This is a genomic window from Lactobacillus sp. PV034 (assembly GCF_014522305.1).
Classification (GTDB): Bacteria; Bacillota; Bacilli; order Lactobacillales; family Lactobacillaceae; genus Lactobacillus.
The window spans coordinates 41966-60462 of sequence record NZ_CP041982.1; the positions used below are offsets into that span (position 1 = coordinate 41966).

At 34.4% G+C, this 18497-nt stretch carries 18 protein-coding genes; 9 read left to right on the top strand and 9 right to left on the bottom strand.

Translation table 11 applies throughout. The features are described 5' to 3' along the window. Window positions 1–2 precede the first annotated feature (2 nt). The 5 genes from FP432_RS00315 (at window position 3) to FP432_RS00335 (ending at window position 6352) form a co-directional block, all read left to right on the top strand. Window positions 3–1223 carry a metallophosphoesterase family protein gene (locus FP432_RS00315; protein ID WP_265488819.1) on the top strand — a complete coding sequence of 407 codons (1221 nt, stop codon included), beginning with the start codon at window positions 3–5 and terminating at the stop codon, window positions 1221–1223. Further along, entirely contained in the window at window positions 1210–3648 is a 2439-nt protein-coding gene (locus tag FP432_RS00320) for an ATP-binding protein (protein ID WP_265488820.1), read from the top strand. The genes FP432_RS00315 and FP432_RS00320 overlap by 14 nt, the downstream gene beginning before the upstream one ends. After that, window positions 3649–4626, top strand: a complete 978-nt coding sequence (locus tag FP432_RS00325; protein ID WP_265488821.1) for a 3'-5' exoribonuclease YhaM family protein — start codon at window positions 3649–3651, stop codon at window positions 4624–4626. It abuts the gene before it with no gap. A gap of 103 nt (window positions 4627–4729) precedes the next feature. Further along, a complete protein-coding gene (locus FP432_RS00330; RefSeq protein WP_265488822.1) occupies window positions 4730–4999 on the top strand; it encodes an ACT domain-containing protein in 270 nt (89 codons plus the stop codon). Between the two features lie 9 nt (window positions 5000–5008). Next, on the top strand, window positions 5009–6352 hold the full coding sequence (locus FP432_RS00335) for a PFL family protein (protein WP_265488823.1): 1344 nt from the start codon (window positions 5009–5011) through the stop codon (window positions 6350–6352). A gap of 53 nt (window positions 6353–6405) precedes the next feature. On the opposite strand, the gene FP432_RS00340 is transcribed toward FP432_RS00335, so the two are convergent. The 5 genes from FP432_RS00340 to FP432_RS00360 form a co-directional block, all read right to left on the bottom strand. After that, window positions 6406–7794, bottom strand: a complete 1389-nt coding sequence (locus FP432_RS00340) for an IS3 family transposase (protein WP_322555881.1) — start codon at window positions 7792–7794, stop codon at window positions 6406–6408. Between the two features lie 77 nt (window positions 7795–7871). Further along, window positions 7872–8762: a peptidylprolyl isomerase PrsA gene (locus tag FP432_RS00345; protein ID WP_265488824.1), complete on the bottom strand. Its 891-nt coding sequence runs from the start codon at window positions 8760–8762 to the stop codon at window positions 7872–7874. A gap of 121 nt (window positions 8763–8883) precedes the next feature. After that, window positions 8884–9213: a hypothetical protein gene (locus tag FP432_RS00350; protein WP_265488825.1), complete on the bottom strand. Its 330-nt coding sequence runs from the start codon at window positions 9211–9213 to the stop codon at window positions 8884–8886. A gap of 3 nt (window positions 9214–9216) precedes the next feature. Continuing rightward, a complete protein-coding gene (locus tag FP432_RS00355; protein WP_265488826.1) occupies window positions 9217–9687 on the bottom strand; it encodes a hypothetical protein in 471 nt (156 codons plus the stop codon). A 90-nt stretch (window positions 9688–9777) separates the two neighbouring features. Then, window positions 9778–10218: an HIT family protein gene (locus FP432_RS00360; RefSeq protein ID WP_265488827.1), complete on the bottom strand. Its 441-nt coding sequence runs from the start codon at window positions 10216–10218 to the stop codon at window positions 9778–9780. 101 nt (window positions 10219–10319) lie between these two features. Here FP432_RS00360 and FP432_RS00365 point away from each other — a divergent pair, with 101 nt between their 5' ends. From FP432_RS00365 to trmB, 3 genes are read left to right on the top strand one after another with little or no spacing between them, the layout of a single operon-like run. Next, window positions 10320–11060, top strand: coding sequence for an ABC transporter ATP-binding protein (locus FP432_RS00365; RefSeq protein WP_265488828.1), 741 nt, complete (start codon window positions 10320–10322; stop codon window positions 11058–11060). After that, a complete protein-coding gene (locus tag FP432_RS00370; RefSeq protein ID WP_265488829.1) occupies window positions 11053–12261 on the top strand; it encodes an ABC transporter permease in 1209 nt (402 codons plus the stop codon). Before FP432_RS00365 ends, FP432_RS00370 begins: the two co-directional genes overlap by 8 nt. Window positions 12262–12280: 19 nt before the next feature. Next, window positions 12281–12940: a tRNA (guanosine(46)-N7)-methyltransferase TrmB gene (trmB, locus tag FP432_RS00375; protein WP_265488830.1), complete on the top strand. Its 660-nt coding sequence runs from the start codon at window positions 12281–12283 to the stop codon at window positions 12938–12940. A 55-nt stretch (window positions 12941–12995) separates the two neighbouring features. On the opposite strand, the gene FP432_RS00380 is transcribed toward trmB, so the two are convergent. From FP432_RS00380 to FP432_RS00395, 4 genes are all read right to left on the bottom strand, one after another. Continuing rightward, window positions 12996–13781 (bottom strand): transporter substrate-binding domain-containing protein, encoded by a 786-nt coding sequence (locus FP432_RS00380; RefSeq protein WP_265488831.1) that lies wholly within the window; start codon window positions 13779–13781, stop codon window positions 12996–12998. A gap of 17 nt (window positions 13782–13798) precedes the next feature. Next, window positions 13799–14545, bottom strand: coding sequence for an amino acid ABC transporter ATP-binding protein (locus FP432_RS00385; protein ID WP_265488832.1), 747 nt, complete (start codon window positions 14543–14545; stop codon window positions 13799–13801). A gap of 11 nt (window positions 14546–14556) precedes the next feature. Beyond that, window positions 14557–15258, bottom strand: a complete 702-nt coding sequence (locus FP432_RS00390) for an amino acid ABC transporter permease (protein ID WP_265488833.1) — start codon at window positions 15256–15258, stop codon at window positions 14557–14559. Between the two features lie 289 nt (window positions 15259–15547). Further along, complete coding sequence (locus FP432_RS00395) at window positions 15548–16474, bottom strand: LysR family transcriptional regulator (RefSeq protein ID WP_265488834.1); 927 nt, start codon at window positions 16472–16474, stop codon at window positions 15548–15550. A gap of 131 nt (window positions 16475–16605) precedes the next feature. On the opposite strand from FP432_RS00395, the gene FP432_RS00400 reads away from it, so the two are divergent. After that, a complete protein-coding gene (locus FP432_RS00400; protein WP_265488835.1) occupies window positions 16606–18483 on the top strand; it encodes a flavocytochrome c in 1878 nt (625 codons plus the stop codon). Window positions 18484–18497: the final 14 nt, after the last annotated feature.

Sequence of the window (18497 nt, forward strand, 5' to 3'; positions counted from 1 at the left end):
TCATGAAATTTATTCATTTAGCTGATGCGCATTTAGATAGTCCTTTTTTGGGACTATCTTTTTTGCCATCTAATCAATTTGAAAAAATTAAGAACTCTACTCAAATATCTTTTAAAAAGATTGTTGATCAAGCAATTGACAAGCAAGTAGATCTGGTTCTAATCGCGGGAGATACTTTTGACTCGATTCATCCTAGTCCTCAGAGTCAAATTTTTCTAAATGCCCAATTACAAAGATTAGTAGATCAAAAAATTCAAGTAGTTATGATTTTAGGTAATCATGATTATTTAAATCCACGCGAATTATTATTACCGCAATCACCTTATTTCACTCTTTTGGGACCCAAGCAAGAAGTTGAGTCTGTAGATTTCGTAACAAAGAGTGGTTTTCCTTATCGGGTAGTAGGCTTTTCTTACCAGGAAAATCATATTGAAAATGATAAAATTCCGGAATTTCCAGAAAAAACAGACCAAACTTTTACTTTTGGGCTAATGCATGCTGGTGAAAAAACAAATAGTAAAGAAAATGATAATTATGCTCCTTTTATGACAAATGAAATTAAGTCTTTAAATTATGATTATTTTGCTTTAGGCCATATCCATTTGCGCCAGACGCTTAGTCAATCACCTTTGGTTGTGTATAGCGGTAATATTCAAGGACGCCATATAAATGAAAGTGGAGCAAAGGGTTGTTATTATGGTGTGATTGATGAAGAAACACGAGCAATTGAGTTAGAATTTATTCCTACAGCGCCTATTGTTTGGAGTAAAGTAAAGATTACATTGGATCAAAAAATAGGCCAAAGTGAGCTCTTGAGTTTAATTCAGTTACAATTAGCTTTACAGGCAAAACAAGATACGCTTTTTGCTGTAGAAATTTTAGGAGCACAGTTTTTAAGCGCGGAAGAAATTGAATTTATTAGAGATGCAGATAGCTGGGAACAGATATCTGCTCAGTTACCTTATTCTTCCAGATTAGTCAAAGTTTACCTTAAAGATACTGAAATCCTAAAACTCAATGAAAGTGATAAGCAGGCTTTTGAACAAGCAAAAGAGGAGATTTTATCGCAAGCATCGATTAAAAAGTTAGGTAAGACGCTAGCTAAGAAAGATATCGCTTTACAGGAACTTTTTGATAATGAAGATTTTATCAAGGAAACTCAAGAGCTTGCTAAAGTTAAATTAGGACGAGAACTAAAGGGATTTGATAATGAGATTAAATAAAATCGAAATAATTCATTTTGGAAAATTAAGTAACGTTCAGTTTGAACTAGATAAGAATCTAAGTATCTTTCTCGGAAGTAATGAAGCTGGTAAAAGTACTATTGTTGCTTTTATTAAGCAAATTCTGTTTGGCTTCCACTTAAAATCTAAAAAAACAAAATTCTTTGAAGACTATTTTCCTTTAGATCATGTAAGTCCAATGGGCGGAAAGTTATATTTTCAAAATGGTAGCGATAATTATGTTTTAAAGCGATTATACGCTAAAGGTGACTCTAAAAAGGGTGTGCTCACGGTTACGTTAAATGGACAAGAAGTTCCAGAAGCTACTTTTTTTGATTTGATCAAAAATATTTCTGCTGATTTTTATACTGATTCATATATTTTCAATCAAGATCTGTTAGCTGAAGTTACTGGTCTAAATGAGAAAGAATTAATTGAAAGAATTTATTTTTTAGGTGCTTCTCAAAGTAATCAATTATTAGACTTGCGTGATAAATATGCAGATGCGGCTAGTGAAGCTTTTAAACCTACTGGTAAAAAGCCTGTAATTAATCATTTGTTAACAGACCTAAAAAGTCAAAAAGAACAGGTAGCTCAAACTAGTAAAGAATATGAGGTCTACCATCAATTAGATCAAGAACAGCACTTACTCTTAGATCGTCTTAAGCAATTGCAAGAACAATTAAGTAGTTTGAAGAAAAAACAGCAGCAACTTCAAATTTTACAAACAAAAGAAAAGAATTTTACTGAATACCAAAACTTGCAAGGGCAATTTCATCCTATTAATTTTTCACAGGAGTCATTTGATAAGGCAAATAATTTAGAACGAGAAATTAAGGCAAACCAAGAAAAATTGGCTAAGTTAGACAGTCAGGTTCAAAAAATCAAATTAGACTCGCCACAAATAAATTTAGAACAAGTTCAAAATATCCTTGATCAAAAGGCTGAGTTTTTACAATGGCAAAGTCAGTTAGATAATTTAGTCCAACAAACAAGGCGTATTGAGGATGAAATTAAGCGGCTGGAACGTTTTCAACCTGATTTGGTCCAACTTAAACAATATGATGAGCAAAATTTAGCTGAGTTAAAGGCAGATTATTATCGTGCAAAACAGGAACTACAAGCCCCAAAGAAACAATCAAGTATTGTTTCAGCTGCCATTAGTGGTTTAGTGTTTTTAGTAGGTTTGATTTTATTATTTAGTCAGCAAAATCTTTTGATTAGCCTTTTGTTAATAGTGGGAGGTCTTGGAGCAGGGATTTATTTCTTAAAAAGACCGGCAGTACAGACAGCTGCTCAAAGTACTTTTCAATCTAAATATCCATTTAACCTCAATAATTTTGATCTTGATAGTAATTTAAATCAATTAATTAATTTATTATCAAAGGAAGAAGAATTAACACATGAGCAAACTCTAATTAAGGAGTTAAAGCAAAAAATTCAGACTTTTGTGGGACAAGTCAGTTTGTGTCTTAACCATGAGGTTAGCGGCGAAGACCAAGTTAAAAATGCTCTTAGTTCTTTACAAAAATTGCTCGAAAAGAAAAAGGACAGTGAATTTACTCAAAAAAATCTTGAGAATCAAATTCAAGCAACAAAACTAGCCCTCAAAGAAGATGAAGGCCAGTTGAACAAATTATTATTGGCAAATAAAGTAGAATCATTATCTGAATTCCAAGAAAGTCGTAATGAATACTTAAAGCAAGAAAAAATCAAACTAAAATTAGATACGCTAAAAAATAATCTCGATCAAGATTTAAAAGAGTTACAGGAATATCGACAAAATAATAATTTAGGTACAGAATTAACTAGTTTAAAGCAAGCAATATCTGAACAAACAGACAAGGTAAATGAGCTCCAGCAAGAAATTGCTAATATTAAAGCTAAACAAAATAATTTAGCGGATTCTGATGCTGTCTTTAAAAATAATCAGCAGTTAGCTAATCTTAAAGCTCGTTTACGAGAAGAAAGTAGTGATTATTTATCAAACTTATTGGTTTCTAGTTGGATAAATCGTAGTTTAGATTTAGCTTCTAACGAACGTTTTCCAAAAATGCTAGAAAGTGCCAAATCATACTTTAAGTTATTAACAGCTGGCAGATATGTTGATTTGAATTTTAACAAGAGCTTGTCCGTAACAAATAAAGATAATAAAAAATTAAAAGTCCAGTATCTTTCACGTGGTACCAGTGAGCAGCTATATTTTGCTTTGAAGCTGGCATTTGTTGAACAGATAGCTGATGAAATTTCGCTACCAGTTTTAATTGATGATGCTTTTGTAAACTTTGACCAACAAAGAATTGAGAATATTATTAAGCTTTTAGAATTATTGGTAAAGAAGACACAAGTAATTATATTTACTCAGCGCAGCGATTTAGCAAAACAATTAAATGGTAAATTGATAAATTTAAACCAGGAGAACTAGATGAGAAAAAATCTGATGGAATATAATGATGGCGAAGAGATGGAACTCGTTGTCATGATTAAAGATGCAAAAATGCGTACAAGTAAAAATGGTAAACCATATTTAATTCTATATTTTAGTGATGCTAGTGGGACTATTAGAGGAAACTACTGGGATGCTACTAAAGAAGATGCGGAACTATATTCTTCTGGTAGTTTAGTGGAATTGAATGGTAAACGAGAAGAATATCAAGACCATCCTCAAATAAAAATATTTTCAATGAGGGTGATTGGTGAAAATGAAAATTATGATTTTAGTCAATTCGTTAAGTCTGCCCCTGTTAAACGGGAAAGTTTAGAAGAAACGATTAATAAACGCATTTTTGAGATCTTAAATCCGACCTGGAATCGGATCGTGCGTTACTTGTTAAAAAAGTGGAATAAAGAATTTTTTACTTTCCCAGCTGGCAAATCTAATCATCATGCGGTACGAGGTGGCTTAGCATTTCATACGGTTACAATGTTAAAAGATGCTGAAGGGATAGCAAATTCTTATCCTCAAGTAGATCGTTCACTCTTATATGCGGGATGTATTTTGCATGATATGGGTAAGGTTTTAGAATTATCTGGACCAATTGCTACTAAATATACAACTGAGGGTAATTTAATTGGTCACTTGGTTTTGATCGATGAACAAATCATGCTTGCAGCAAAAGAATTAAAGCTTGATCCCAAAAATGAAGATATTGTGTTGTTAAGACATATGGTACTTTCTCACCATGGCTTACCTGAATATGGCGCAGCTCGTCGTCCAGCATTGCTTGAAGCTGAATTATTACATATGATTGATGATTTGGATGCAACAGTATATGCAGTTACAAAAGCCCTACAATATACCAAACCAGGGCACTTTACTGATGTAATTGCGTCGCAAGATAATCGCAGATTTTATCGACCTAAACAAGACGCTGCCTTAGAAAGTATTGAAAAATTAGAATAAAAAGAAATTATTAATTTTTCTCAATATATGTTATGATTTTGACACTATCATAAATTAGCAAGTAGACTTGTATTAATTAAAATTAAAGGAAGAGAATTAAACTATGAAAGCAATTTTATCAGTAATTGGCCAAGACAAGATTGGCATTATTGCCCAAGTAAGTAACTTATTAGCAAAAAAAGAAATTAATATTTTAGATGTTTCTCAAACCATTATGGAAAAGGAATTTGTGATGATGATGTCTTTAGAAATCCCACAAAATGCTGATTTTCAAAGTTTGACTGAATCTTTTAATAAGTTAGGTAAAGAATTAGAAGTTGAAATTAATCTACGTAATTCTAAGATTTATGAAGCAATGCATACATTAGATTAGGGGAAAGTCATGGACTCACAACAAATTTTTGAAACAAGCCATATGATTAGTAGTGAAAATCTTGATATCAGAACGATTACAATGGGGATTTCATTGCTGGATTGTATTGATAGTGATAGCGATCGTGCGTGTCAAAAAATTTATGACAAGATTACGAATAAGGCAAAAGATTTGGTTAAAGTTGGGAAAGAAATTGAAACTGAATACGGTATTCCAATTGCCAACAAAAGAATAACTGTAACACCAATTTCATTAATTGCTGCAGCAAGTGGTGATCACGACTATGTTAAATATGCTAAGGCTCTTGATCGTGCAGCAAAGACCTTAGGGGTAGATTTTATTGGTGGTTTTAGTGCCTTGGTTCAAAAGGGCTTTCAAACTGGAGACGAAGTATTGATTAATTCACTTCCTCAAGCCCTTGCTGAAACTAATTATGTCTGTGCATCAGTAAATGTTGGTTCGACTAGAAGTGGGATCAATATGGATGCAGTGAAAAAAATGGGTCAAATTGTAGTCGATAGTGCCAATCTTGATTACATGACTAATACTAAATTAGTGGTCTTCTGTAATGCGGTGGAAGATAATCCATTTATGGCAGGGGGATTTCATGGCGTTAGTGAACCAGACGTAGTAATTAATGTAGGTGTTTCAGGCCCGGGAGTTGTCAAAACTGCCTTAGAAAAAGTTGCTGGCGAATCTATGGATGTCGTGGCAGAAACAATTAAGAAGACAGCCTTTAAAGTTACTCGTATGGGACAATTAGTTGGAAGCGTTGCAGCCGAAAAATTAGGAGTTCCATTTGGTATTGTTGACCTCTCATTAGCTCCAACAGCCGCTGCTGGAGATTCTGTTGCTGAAGTCTTGGAAGAAATCGGTGTCTCTCAAGTAGGTGCACATGGTACAACAGCTGCCTTGGCTATGCTTAACGATGCAGTTAAAAAGGGTGGTTTAATGGCCTGCAATCATGTAGGCGGTCTTTCTGGCGCATTCATTCCAGTTTCTGAAGATGCAGGGATGATTAAAGCAGTTGAAAGTGGAGCACTTAATATTTCTAAGTTAGAAGCAATGACAGCTGTCTGTTCAGTTGGTTTAGATATGATTGCCATACCGGGAGATACTTCTCCAGCTACTATTAGTGGAATGATTGCTGATGAAGCTGCAATCGGGATGATTAATAATAAAACTACTGCGGTCAGAGTGATTCCAGTTCCTGGTAAGAAGATTGGCGAAACGGTAGAATTTGGCGGCTTGCTTGGACATGCACCAATTATGGCTGTAAGTAATGAGACAAGTGATAAGCTGATTAATCGTGGAGGCTTAATACCTGCACCAGTTCATAGTTTTAAAAATTAGTAAATTAAAAAAGACTCGATTCATGATATGAACCCTAAAATTAGGACATATTATTAAGCCATTTGATTTAAAACCATATTTCGATATTGAATCGGAGTATGGTTTTTTATTGAGCTCTTAATTCTTTTGTTATTGTAGTAATAAATATATTCTTTGATTGCTTCTTCCAGCTCATCTAAATTCTTAAATGTTTTCTCAAAGCCATAGAACATTTCTCGCTTTAAAATGCCAAAAAATCCTTCCATTAATCCATCATCTAATGAATTACCTTTTCTAGACATTGATTGTTCAATCCCGTGATTTTTAAGCCAATTTTGAAATGCTGGATGTTGATATTGCCAGCCTTGATCAGTATGAAAGATAAGCCCATTTAATGCAGGATGATCTTTATAAGCTAATTCAAGCATGTTCATTACTTGTTCTAAGACTGGATGACGACTAAGAGTGTAAGAAATTATTTCATGAGTGCAACCATCCATAATTGGTGATAAATATAGTTTTTCTCCATTTAAATGAAATTCGGTTATATCAGAGTACCACTTTCTATCTGGCAAAATAGCTAGAAAATTGCGACAGATCAAATTAGGTTTGATTTTACCTACGGTACCCTGATAACTTGAGTATTTTCTTCTACGTCTAATTGCAATACCAAATAGATGCATCTTTTTCATTAGACGCTTTACTTTCTTGTGATTAATTTTAACGCCTTCAATGTGTAATTGGGCTGTAATTCTCCTATAGCCGTATCTATGCTTGTGTTCCTCAAATATTTCTTTAATCCGTTTCATGATATCTTGATTTTTTAAATCTTTATCATCCTGTTTTAAAACATAGTAGTAATTGCTTTTAGATAAATGAGGCAAATCAGGATTAGAATTAATTGTATTTAAGATAAAAGTTACGGTTACATGAAGTTCATGCCTTAGTTCAGTAACCACCTGAGCTATTTCTTTGGCTTTTGGTTTTTTCTTTGAGAAACTAAGGCGCTTAATTTTTTTACAAATTCGTTTTCGACAGTAAGCCTTAAGTTCTCTTGTTTTAGGTCTTTTAGTTGTTTTTGAAGTTCTTTGATTTGTTGGTCTTTGTTTTTCATGAGATGGTTTGCCTTTCTTGTGATTAATGACATTATACCCATCTTCTTTATATTTGCGAATCCAATTATGGATTAGACCCTGGCTAGGCAAGGCTAAATCTAAGGATACGTGTTGCGCAATTTCATTGTTAATAAGTACTCTTCTAATTGCTTCTTCCTTAAATTCAATTGTATAAGCAGAAGAAGATCTATCTAAAATATTGATTCCATGACGATCTATCAAATTAAGGATATAACGGATATTACCTGAGTTTATTCTGTATTTTTTACTTAACCATGTAGAAGTTTTTCCATATTTTTTCCAATAATTATAAATATCAATTTTATCTTGTTTTGTTAATTTAGACATAATAAAACCCCGAAATTCTTGTCCAAATTTCGGGGTTCATATCATCAATCGAGTCTTTTTTAATTTTACTTTACAGTTTATTTTGCATCAGGAGTAATGTACTTAGTTAAGACATCTTTTAAGTCATTATCCTTGATTGAAACATCTGCACGTTTTAAGACAGTTGCAAGTACACTTTGCATAGTTGTTTGGTCTTGAGCCATCTTAGCGTAGATTTGGTTGTCAATTTCTTTCTTGTGGTCCTTAAAGCTACCTTTAGAAGGCTTACTAATCATTTTAATGATATGGTAGCCGTATTCAGTTTTAACTGGAGTCTTAGTGTATTCACCCTTATTAAGCTTGAAGGCAGCGTTCTTGAAAGTTGAATCTAGGGAAGTATCAGAAGAATCGAATTTTGGTAATTTACCACCATCATTCTTAGTTTCACTATCAGTTGAATACTTCTTAGCTAAAGTTTCAAATTTTGCACCATTGTTCAATTGGTTAATGATATCCTTAGCAGTACTTTCTTTAGAAACTAAAATGTGTTCAACTTGAACTTTAGGTTGGTAACTCTTCCAAGCTTTTTCTTCTTGTTTTTTACTAATCTTCTTAATGTGACGTAATGCTTGGTTCATTAAAAGGTTAGTCTTGATACTTTCTTTATAAGTTGATTCAGTTAAACCTTGTTGTTGTAAAGCAGTAGAGAATTGAGAACCGTATTGCTTCTTAGATTGGTTAAATTCTTTGTTAACTTGCTTATCGGTTACATATTTCCCATATTGTTCTTCTAAAGCATCATTAACAATCATTGAAGCAAGTTCTGATTGACCTGCGGCAGATTTCTTCATCTTGTTGTAATATTCTTCTTGAGTGATTTTACCACCCTTGTAACTTACAACGGTTTTACTATTTGAACATGCAGTTGCACTAAGTGCAATTCCGGCGAATGCTACTACAGCAGCAGCTTTTTTCCATGTGTTTTTCATATATAAATCTCCATTAAATGATAATTTCCAAGTTCAAATATAACATAAAAAAGCCTCAATACCCAAATGAGTACTAAGACTTTAAAAATACTTCAAATAATATAAATAAAATTAGCAAAAATTATTTAAATTCTTCAATAGTTTGATTTATTTGTGTTAAATCTTTTTTGATATTTTTGAGATTTGGTTGAATAGCTGTTTCGTATTTTCTAATTCTTTTTTCCAGAGATGAAAGGGTACGTAAAGCTTGTGGTAACTGAGCCTTGAGGGTAGCGACATTCGCTTTAGTTTGCTGAATATCAGTAGCTAATTCTACACTGTCATCTTTGACACCAATTACCCATGCTTTAACATCATCTTTAACTTTTTGATTAGTTTCAGGATCATATAAGAAAGATGACATGACGCCTAAAACAGTTCCAACTCCAAATCCGCTTGCAAAATATTTCATTTTTTATTCCTTATGTTCTTCTTCAGAAGCACCAGTCGCTGCGTCAGTTGTTTTTGGTTCTTCTTCATGTTCTGATGCACCAGTTTCTGAATCGGTTGCCTTGTGTTCTTCTTCAGAAACACCGGTGGTAGAATCTACCTTATTTTCAACTTCTTCGGGTTGAGCTTGTGGACGATCACCGTGAACGTAATCTTTAATTGCAGCAAAGACTTTCTTGTGGTCAAGAGCCTTAAATGAAGCTGCAGTAAATGCATCGGTGAAGACCTTAGCACGAGATTCCTTGTTACCATCTTGTTTGTTCTTTTCTTCAAGTTCGCTGTAGATGTTAGATAAACGGTGAACTGAATCAGTAAAAGTATCTACAGTATTACGAACATCTTGTCTAATAGGGCGACCAGTCAATGGATCTTTTGCAAATGAAGCTATCCCACCAACTACAGCACCTGAAACAATACCAATTAAAAATCCTGCCATTTTTATTACCTCTATCTATACTCTTTGTAACATATTATTAAATTACTTATTCATAATTATTGTACCGCATTCAGGAACTAGAGGATAATATTAAAGATTATCTTTTATTGCATCTGCTACTTCTTGATAACGAGTTTCATCGTAATCGTCCGCATTATTAACGTGTGGAACGCTAATTGCGTCTTCATCACCGTAACGGGGAATAAGGTGAATATGAGAATGCATTACCACTTGACCAGCAACTTCACCATTATTTACACAGATATTTAATCCCTTAATGTTTGGATCTGATTTTTTGATTGCTTGTGCTACTTCAGGAATGTATTGCAAGAATCTTTGGGCATCTGCTTGGCTATAATCAAAAATATTGGTGAGGTGCTTTTTAGGAATTAAGAGGGTGTGTCCCTTTGTCACTTGCGAAATATCTAAAAATGCTTTGACATCATCGTTTTCAAATACAGTGTAAGAAGGAACATTCCCTTTGATAATCTTACAAAAAAGGCAATCATCGACTAATTCAGTATTATTCATTTTAAACTCCTATTAACTTTAAATTATTTAAGAAATTTTAGTGTAACTATAGTGTTCATGCTATCATATAAAGGAAGTTTTTTCAGTAAGGAGAAAGAACAATGTCATTAAAAATCGAACATCTTAGTGGTGGTTATGCTGGCATCACAGTTATTAAGGATGTAAATCTTACTATTGAACCAGGTCAGGTCGTTGGTTTGATCGGGTTGAACGGAGCAGGTAAATCAACTACCATCAAACATTTACTTGGATTATTGCGGATGCAAAAGGGAAGCATTAGTTTAAATGATGTTAAATTAATGCAAAATCCTAGTGAATTTAAAAAGATGGTTGCTTATATTCCTGAAACTCCAATTCTTTATCCTGAGTTAACCTTAAAAGAACATTTGGAATTAGTGATGTTGACTTATGGTTTAGAAAAAGAGCAAGCCTGGAAACGTGCTCACCAATTGTGTGAAATGTTCCGTTTAGACAATAAGTTAGATTGGTTGCCAATTAATTTTTCTAAAGGGATGAAACAAAAGGTCATGATCGTTACTGCCTTTTTGGCTAATGCCGATTTATTGGTGATTGATGAGCCTTTTACTGGGTTAGATCCACTTGCAGTAGCTAATTTAATAGACCTTATTAAACAAGCTGTCAAACAAGATAAAATGGTCTTGATGACTACTCACGTTTTAGCCGAAGCACAAGAAGTAGTGCAAAAGTTTGCGGTATTAAACGCTGGTACAATTCAAACAGAAGGCAGTTTAGATGAGATCCGTAAGTTTTATGGTCTTAAGCCAACTGATTCCTTTGATCGCTTATACCAAATTTTGAATCAGGAGCAAAAGCATGAATAATATTATTAAAAAGCGACTTGAAGCTAATTTTAAACGCTCAATGCACTATTTGACTCTTGTATTTAATGACTTTTTTATTCTAGCTTTAATCTTTCTATTTGGGGCTTTGATGTTTTGGTATGCCCAAAATATTAAAAAATGGCCTCATGATTTGTGGTTCTATAAGCCTCTAATCGCTTTAATCTGGACGGTTATTTTGGGCTTTGGCAATTTTGCCACACTTTTCAAAAAAGCTGACGAACAATTTTTATTTAATGAAGATAAGCAAATAAAAGAATATTTTAAGCCCTTATATCGGCATAGCTTGATCTTGCCAGTTATCTTAATTGTTTTAGTTTCAGGTTTACTATTTCCATTTGCTACATTAAGAGCAGGAGTTTCTGTTTTAGCTTTAGTTTTAACAGCACTAGGCTTAATTTTGGCTAAGGATGTCCAGTTTCATTTAGTAGCTCGTTCTTTTTATTTTAATAATAATGAATACTACAATTACTGGATGTTTTTACTAGTTAATTATATTTTTATTTTGTTGTCGATCCAGTTAAGCTACTTAGCTTGGCTTTACCTAGCTTTAACCTTAATTAGTTGGAGTGTGGTGCCACATTTAGAGCAAGGAAAAGCTTTTAATTGGTATAAGGCAATCGATTACGAAGAAAGACGTCAAGACTTAGTTAATAGCTTTTACAGTATGTTTACTGATGTCCCTGAAAAGAAAGTGAAGATTAAGCGTAGAAAATACTTTGATGCCTTTATTTCTCATAAAAATCAAACGCCAAATACTTTTTTGTATCAAAGAGTACTCTTGCGTGACCCAGAATATAGTAATTTGTTATTACGCATGATGATCTTTGCTGTTTTATTATCTTGGGCATTACAAGATTATATTTGGGCTGGAGCAATTGGAGCTTTAATTATCTTTTTGACCTTATACCAGTTAATTCCTTTGGGAATTGTTTATGAGCATAATGTAATGTATCATGTCCAACCTATTCCGCTGGCAAAAAGAGGACAGGCTTTAGCTCGCGTCTTACAAAAAGGCATGTTAATTGAATGGGTAATAATTAGTGCTGGAATTATCATCTTTTCACCACAAAAATTGTTTGCCGTGGGGATGAGTATTGGATTGCTAATATTTACTTTTGTCTTACTTTATGGTTATTTACCATTACGAATTGAAAAATTATTTAAAAAAGTTAGATATTGATTATTAAAAAGGAGACTGTATGAGATTAAGAAACAAACCTTGGGCCCAGAAATTAGTTCAAGAACACCCAGAAGCTATTATCAATGAGCCAAGTATTGATCAAAAAATTGATTGGTCAGAAAGATTTGCGGATTTTTCTAAGCCTTTAGCAATTGAAATTGGATCAGGAAAGGGTCAATTTATTACTACCCTTGCTAAACAACATCCAGAAATGAATTTTATTGGCGTAGAATTACAAACTACTGCTGCAGGGATGATTCTGAGAACAAAACTAGAAGAGGAAATTGATAACTTACAGTTAATGTGTGCAGATGCCGCCAATATTGCTTATTATTTACCTGAAAATAGCGCTGATATTATCTATCTTAACTTTTCTGATCCATGGCCAAAGACACGTCATGAAAAGCGTCGCTTGACTTATACAAGTTTTCTAGATAAGTATCGTGAAGTGCTAAAACCAGAAGGTCATTTAGAGTTTAAGACCGATAATCGTGGTTTGTTCGAATATAGTTTGGTTAGTCTTAATAACTATGGGATGAAGTTTGATTTTGTGAGCTTGGACTTACATCATTCTGATTCTGAAATTGCGGCAAGAAATGTTGAAACCGAATATGAACATAAATTTGCGCAAAAAGGTAATCCAATTTACTGCCTTCATGCTTCATTTGTAGAAAAATAAAAAAATACTTCCAAGATATTAAAGCAATCTTGGAAGTATTTTTGTTTAAAAATGGTTATTTTGTAATATCGGCACCAAAGTATTTCTTAGAAAGTTTGGCAACTGTGCCATCTTTGAGTAATTCTTTCATGGCCTTATCGTAAGAATGACGAAGGGCATTGTCTTTTTTATTGAAGAGGGCAGAGATATCATCTGGCTTAACATCACTAGAAATATCAATTGCTTTTAAGCCTTTTGTATTGTTCTTTTTACGGTAAGTGTACCAGGCACCACTAGAGTTAACTTCTCCATCCACGCGATGATCTTTTACCATACCGACCGCAGTCGCAAAGTCACCGTTTGGTACTACAGTGGCACCGTATTTCTTAGCGATGGCTGCATTTTCAGTACCAATTCCAGCTACAATTTTTTTACCCTTTACTTCTTTAATATTCTTAATTTTACTGTCACTTGGAACAATTAAAATTGAACGAGATTTGATGTAAGGAATAGAGTAATTATAGTGTTTGGCCCGTTCTGGAGTTGGCGTCATGTCATTCATAATTACGTCAAATTTTCCAGTACCTAGACCTGCTACTAATGAATCCCATTTAGTTGGGACAAATTTTGCTTTAAGACCCATCTTTTTAGCTACAGCCTTGCCAAGGTCAACTTCAAAGCCAGTTAACTTGCCATCTTTACGATAAGAATAAGGAGCATAAGTTCCTTCGAGACCAATCACTAGCGTCTTTTTACTTTCGTTTTTTTGTGAAGCGCGACTAGAAGCTTGCCAAGTATAAATTCCTGCCCCAGCAATGATAACAGCTAAAACAACCAGTAAAATTTTCTTCCATGATTTCATAATTAATAATCCTCCATTTATAAATCTTTCATTGTCATTGAGTTAATAAATTTTTTAATTCTTTGATTAGGGTTATTTGCATCGAAAAATTCTGCAGGGGAACCATCGTACAAAATATTTCCATTTTCAACAAAGATAATCTTGTCTGCTATCTTTTGTGCAAAAAGCATATTGTGGGTCACGATTACCATTGATTGATTTTCTTTTGCTAGTCCTAAAAGAACTTTCAAAACACTTAATTCTAATTCAGGGTCAAGGGCAGAAGTGGGTTCATCTAAGAGAATATATTCAGGTGCCATGGCTAAGGCGCGGGCAATAGCAACTCTTTGAGCTTGGCCACCTGATAGGGCGCTAGGATAAGAATTTTCATATTCAGCTAGGCCTACTTTAGCTAATAATTGTCTAGCTGTAGTTTGCGCTTGTTTTTTTGAATGTTTTAAAACTTGGGTTGGTCCTTCGATGACGTTTCCAATAACAGTTTTAGTTGGAAAAAGATTATAATCTTGAAAAACCATGCCAGTTTTTTTACGAAGAATAGTTTTTTCTTTAGTAGTAATTTTTTTACTAAAATCTAAATGTTCCTCATCAAACTCATATTCACCACTGTCAGGAGTTACCAACAAATTTAGAGTACGTAAGAGTGTAGATTTTCCTGAACCTGATGGACCTACTAAAACGGTAGTCTTCCCAATGGGAAAATCTAAGCTAATATTCTTAAGGACTTGTTTATCACCAAAGCTTTTGTTAATATTTGTCAATTTCATTGTCTCACCTCCTAATTTTGTTCGGTATTCACATGCCGTCCAGTGACTTGCTCTAAATATTTTTGTAACAAAGTTAAAACACTAGTAAAGGCTGCATAAATTAAGGCAACTAAGCTGTACATCAGTAAGGGTTGATAATTTTCTGCTGCTAATTGTTGACTAACTGCGAACATTTCCATGATTGTAATTGAGGCAGCTAGCGAAGTATCTTTTACTAAACTGATAAAACTGTTTGAAAGGGGCGGCAGCGCAACTCTAAAAGCTTGCGGTAAGATAATGCGCCAAAGTGTTCGTAATTTGGACATTCCCATGGACATACCCGCTTCCCATTGGCCTTGTGGTACTGAGCTAATGGCAGCACGGATAGTTTCTGAAGCATAAGCCCCAGTATTAAGTGAAAAGGTAATCACACCTGCCGTAAAAGGTTCTAGTTTAATACCATTAGGGAATATCCCTTTAATTTTGAGGTAAGGTAAACCAAAGAACACAATAAACAATTGCACTAAAAGTGGAGTAGCCCGAAAGAGCCAAACATAAAAACCAAAGATCCATTTAATAATTAAAAAGAATCCACCCTTTTTTGAAAGGCGTACTAAGGCTGTGATTAAAGCAAGTATCAGGCCAAAGAAAAATGAAATTATGGCTAAGGGGATGGTGTATTTAAAGCCAGCCGCTAGCATCTGCGGTACAGAGCCCTCAATTATTTTCCACATATCTTAAAATTTCTCCTTTATTTCAAAATGGGTACAAAAAAGGCGCAAATTCAAAAACGAATTTGCGCCTTATGCATTGTTATCCCGTAATTTTGTTAGTCAAAACTCATTATTTATGAGCATGCCAAAACGTGGGTCGCATAAGACGCGATCCACAGCAACATAAAGTAAAGTTAATGTTGTTTTGGCTGTTAAACATAATTTATTTCTCCTAACTTAAAGTATGTGTTTAGACTAACTTATAAAAAATAAGTTGTCAATAAAAAATTAAAGGAGATTAAGAATAAAGTTAATGGATTGTTTGTTCTAATTTTGTTTGTTGAAAAATATTTACTAAGTCTTTAATTGCTTTAGAGTGTTGTTTCCCCTGTTTAAGAGCAATGAAATATTTGATCATTAAGAGCTCACGCTTAATTGGCAGCAAATTAATTGGCAGGTGCTGTAATCTCTTCAAGATACTGGCCGAAGAAATAGTTAGCCCAACTCCTTTAACAACTAAGTTGGCTACCGTAATCACACTATTGCTTTCCATAACTATTTTGGGCTTTACATGATATTTTTGAAATAAGCCGTTAAGTTGGTGGCGAACAGCAGATTCAGGCTGACTTAGGACTAAAGGTTGCTGCAAGAGCTCTTTGATTTCTAATTCATCATCTTGCAAGATAAATTTGTTTGGCTGGAAATATTGTGAACTAGCTGGAATTATAATGTAGTATTGCTCATCCCCATTAGTGTAGACATCGAAGCCACCACTAATTGCCTCCGGTGTTTGACCAATATAACAGTCTATCTCTTCGTTGGATAAGCGGCGTTCGGTTTTGCGAGGAAAAGCTTCAAAGAGTTGAATCTCTGCATTGGGATGCAGTTTTAAGAAAGTAGGTAAGATTTTAGGTAATAAGTAAGAACCTAAGCTTTCTAAGATCCCAATTCGGATTACTTCTTTATCTGGATGGGAGAATTGGGCAAGTTTTCTTTCTAATTGTTGATCATTATAAGAAACATTTTCTAGGTATTTGTAATAGATCAGACCTGCTTCAGTTAAGGTAAAAGGTTTACTGTCACGATTAATAATCTTGGCGCCAACTTTTTGTTCGATCCGCTTAATTAATTGCGTTAAATAAGGTTGTGAAATATATAACTGTTTAGCCGCCTTAGTAAAATTACTTTCTTTTAAAAGCATATCAAGATCATGTAATAATTCTTCTGCATCGTTCATTTGATCACCTCTTAATTCGATAACAATTTTATTATAGCTTACTTGTAATAATACTATTTCACTTAAGTAAAAATTGCCTTTAAAATATAAATTAAGAGAGAAACATGGCTTAAATTTGGAGGTATCGCAGTATGCAAGCAGGTAAATATCATGTTAAGGCTAAGGGACATGGCTCAAGTTTTATGCCGATGGAAGTCACAATTGCAGACGATAAGATTAAAGCTATTGCTGTTGATTCACGTGGCGAAACAAAGGGCGTAGCTGATGAAGTCTTTAATCGTTTGCCACAAGAAATTGTTGACCACCAGACTTTGAATGTAGATACAGTGTCAGGTGCGACCATTTCTAGTAATGGAGTAATTGATGGGGTTGCTCAGGCAATTACTGAAGCTGGTGGGGATGCTAGTGAATGGAAAAAGCGCTCAAAACCTGTCACGGCAAGTCATGCGGATGAAGAATTAACAACAGACGTTGTTATAGTTGGTGCAGGTGGTGCAGGTCTAGCTGCAGCAGTACGCTCTTTAGAAGAGGGTCAAAGTGTCGTAATTTTAGAAAAATATCCTCAAATTGGTGGTAATACTTCGCGTGCAGGTGGCCCAATGAATGCAGCTGAACCTGATTGGCAAAACAAATTTAAGGCGCTACCAGGAGAAAAAGAAACTTTAGCTGAATTAGCATCAACACCAATTGATAAAATTGATCCAGAATATCAAGACGACTTCAAACAATTACAAATGCAAATTAAGGACTATTTAGCTTCTGAAAGAAATAGTTTATTTGACTCAACTTTATTACATGAAATTCAAACTTACTTGGGTGGAAAAAGAATCGATCTACAAGGCAATGAAATTCATGGTAAATATCCTTTAGTTCATAAATTGGTAACTAATGCCCTTAATTCAGTGAAGTGGTTAAGCGACTTGGGCGTAAAATTTGATAATCAAGAGGTTACAGAACCAGTTGGTGGTTTATGGCGTCGTGGTCACAAGCCTGTTGAACCAATGGGTTATGCTTATATCCATATTTTAGGAGACTGGGTTAAAGACCATCGCGCAAAACTATTAACTGAAACAAAAGCTGAACATCTGATTATTGAAAATGGTGAAGTAAAGGGTGTAGTAGCTCAAAGAAAAGATGGCTCAACTGTTACCGTCCACGCTAAGGCGGTAATTTTGACGGCTGGTGGTTTTGGTGCTAATACCAAGATGGTCCAAAAATATAATACTTATTGGCAAAAAATTGCTGACGATATTGCTACTACTAACTCACCAGCAATTACAGGTGATGGTATTAAATTAGGTCAAGAAGCAGATGCTGATTTATTTGGGATGGGTTTTATCCAGTTAATGCCTGTTTCCGATCCTGAAACTGGTGAATTGTTTACCGGACTTCAAACACCACCTGCTAACTTTATTATGGTCAATCAAGAGGGTAAACGCTTTGTCAATGAGTTTGCTGAACGTGATACTTTAGCTAAAGCTGCGATTGCCAATGGTGGACTATTTTATCTAATTGCTGATGATAAGATTAAGGAAACTGCTTATAATACCACGCAAGAATCAATTGATGCTCAAGTTGAAGCCGGAACCTTGTACCGAGCTGATACTCTTGAAGACTTAGCAAAACAAATTGGAATGGATCCAGCAACTTTGGTTAAAACGATTCAAGATTATAACTCCTATGTTGACCAAGGCGAAGACCCAGAATTTCATAAGAATGTCCTTGGATTAAAATGTGAAGTTGCACCATTTTATGCTACTCCGCGTAAACCAGCCATTCACCATACAATGGGTGGTGTGGTAATTGATGAGCAAGCTCACGTTTTAAATCAAGAAGGAAAAATAATTAAGGGACTGTATAGTGCAGGTGAAAATGCTGGTGGACTTCATGCTGGTAACCGCTTAGGTGGTAATTCACTTTCTGATATCTTTACTTTCGGTCGAATTGCGGCTGAGACTGCTGCTCATGAAATAAACCCCGATGCAAATAGTGGTGCCTCTGCTCATTAATTAATTATTTTAGG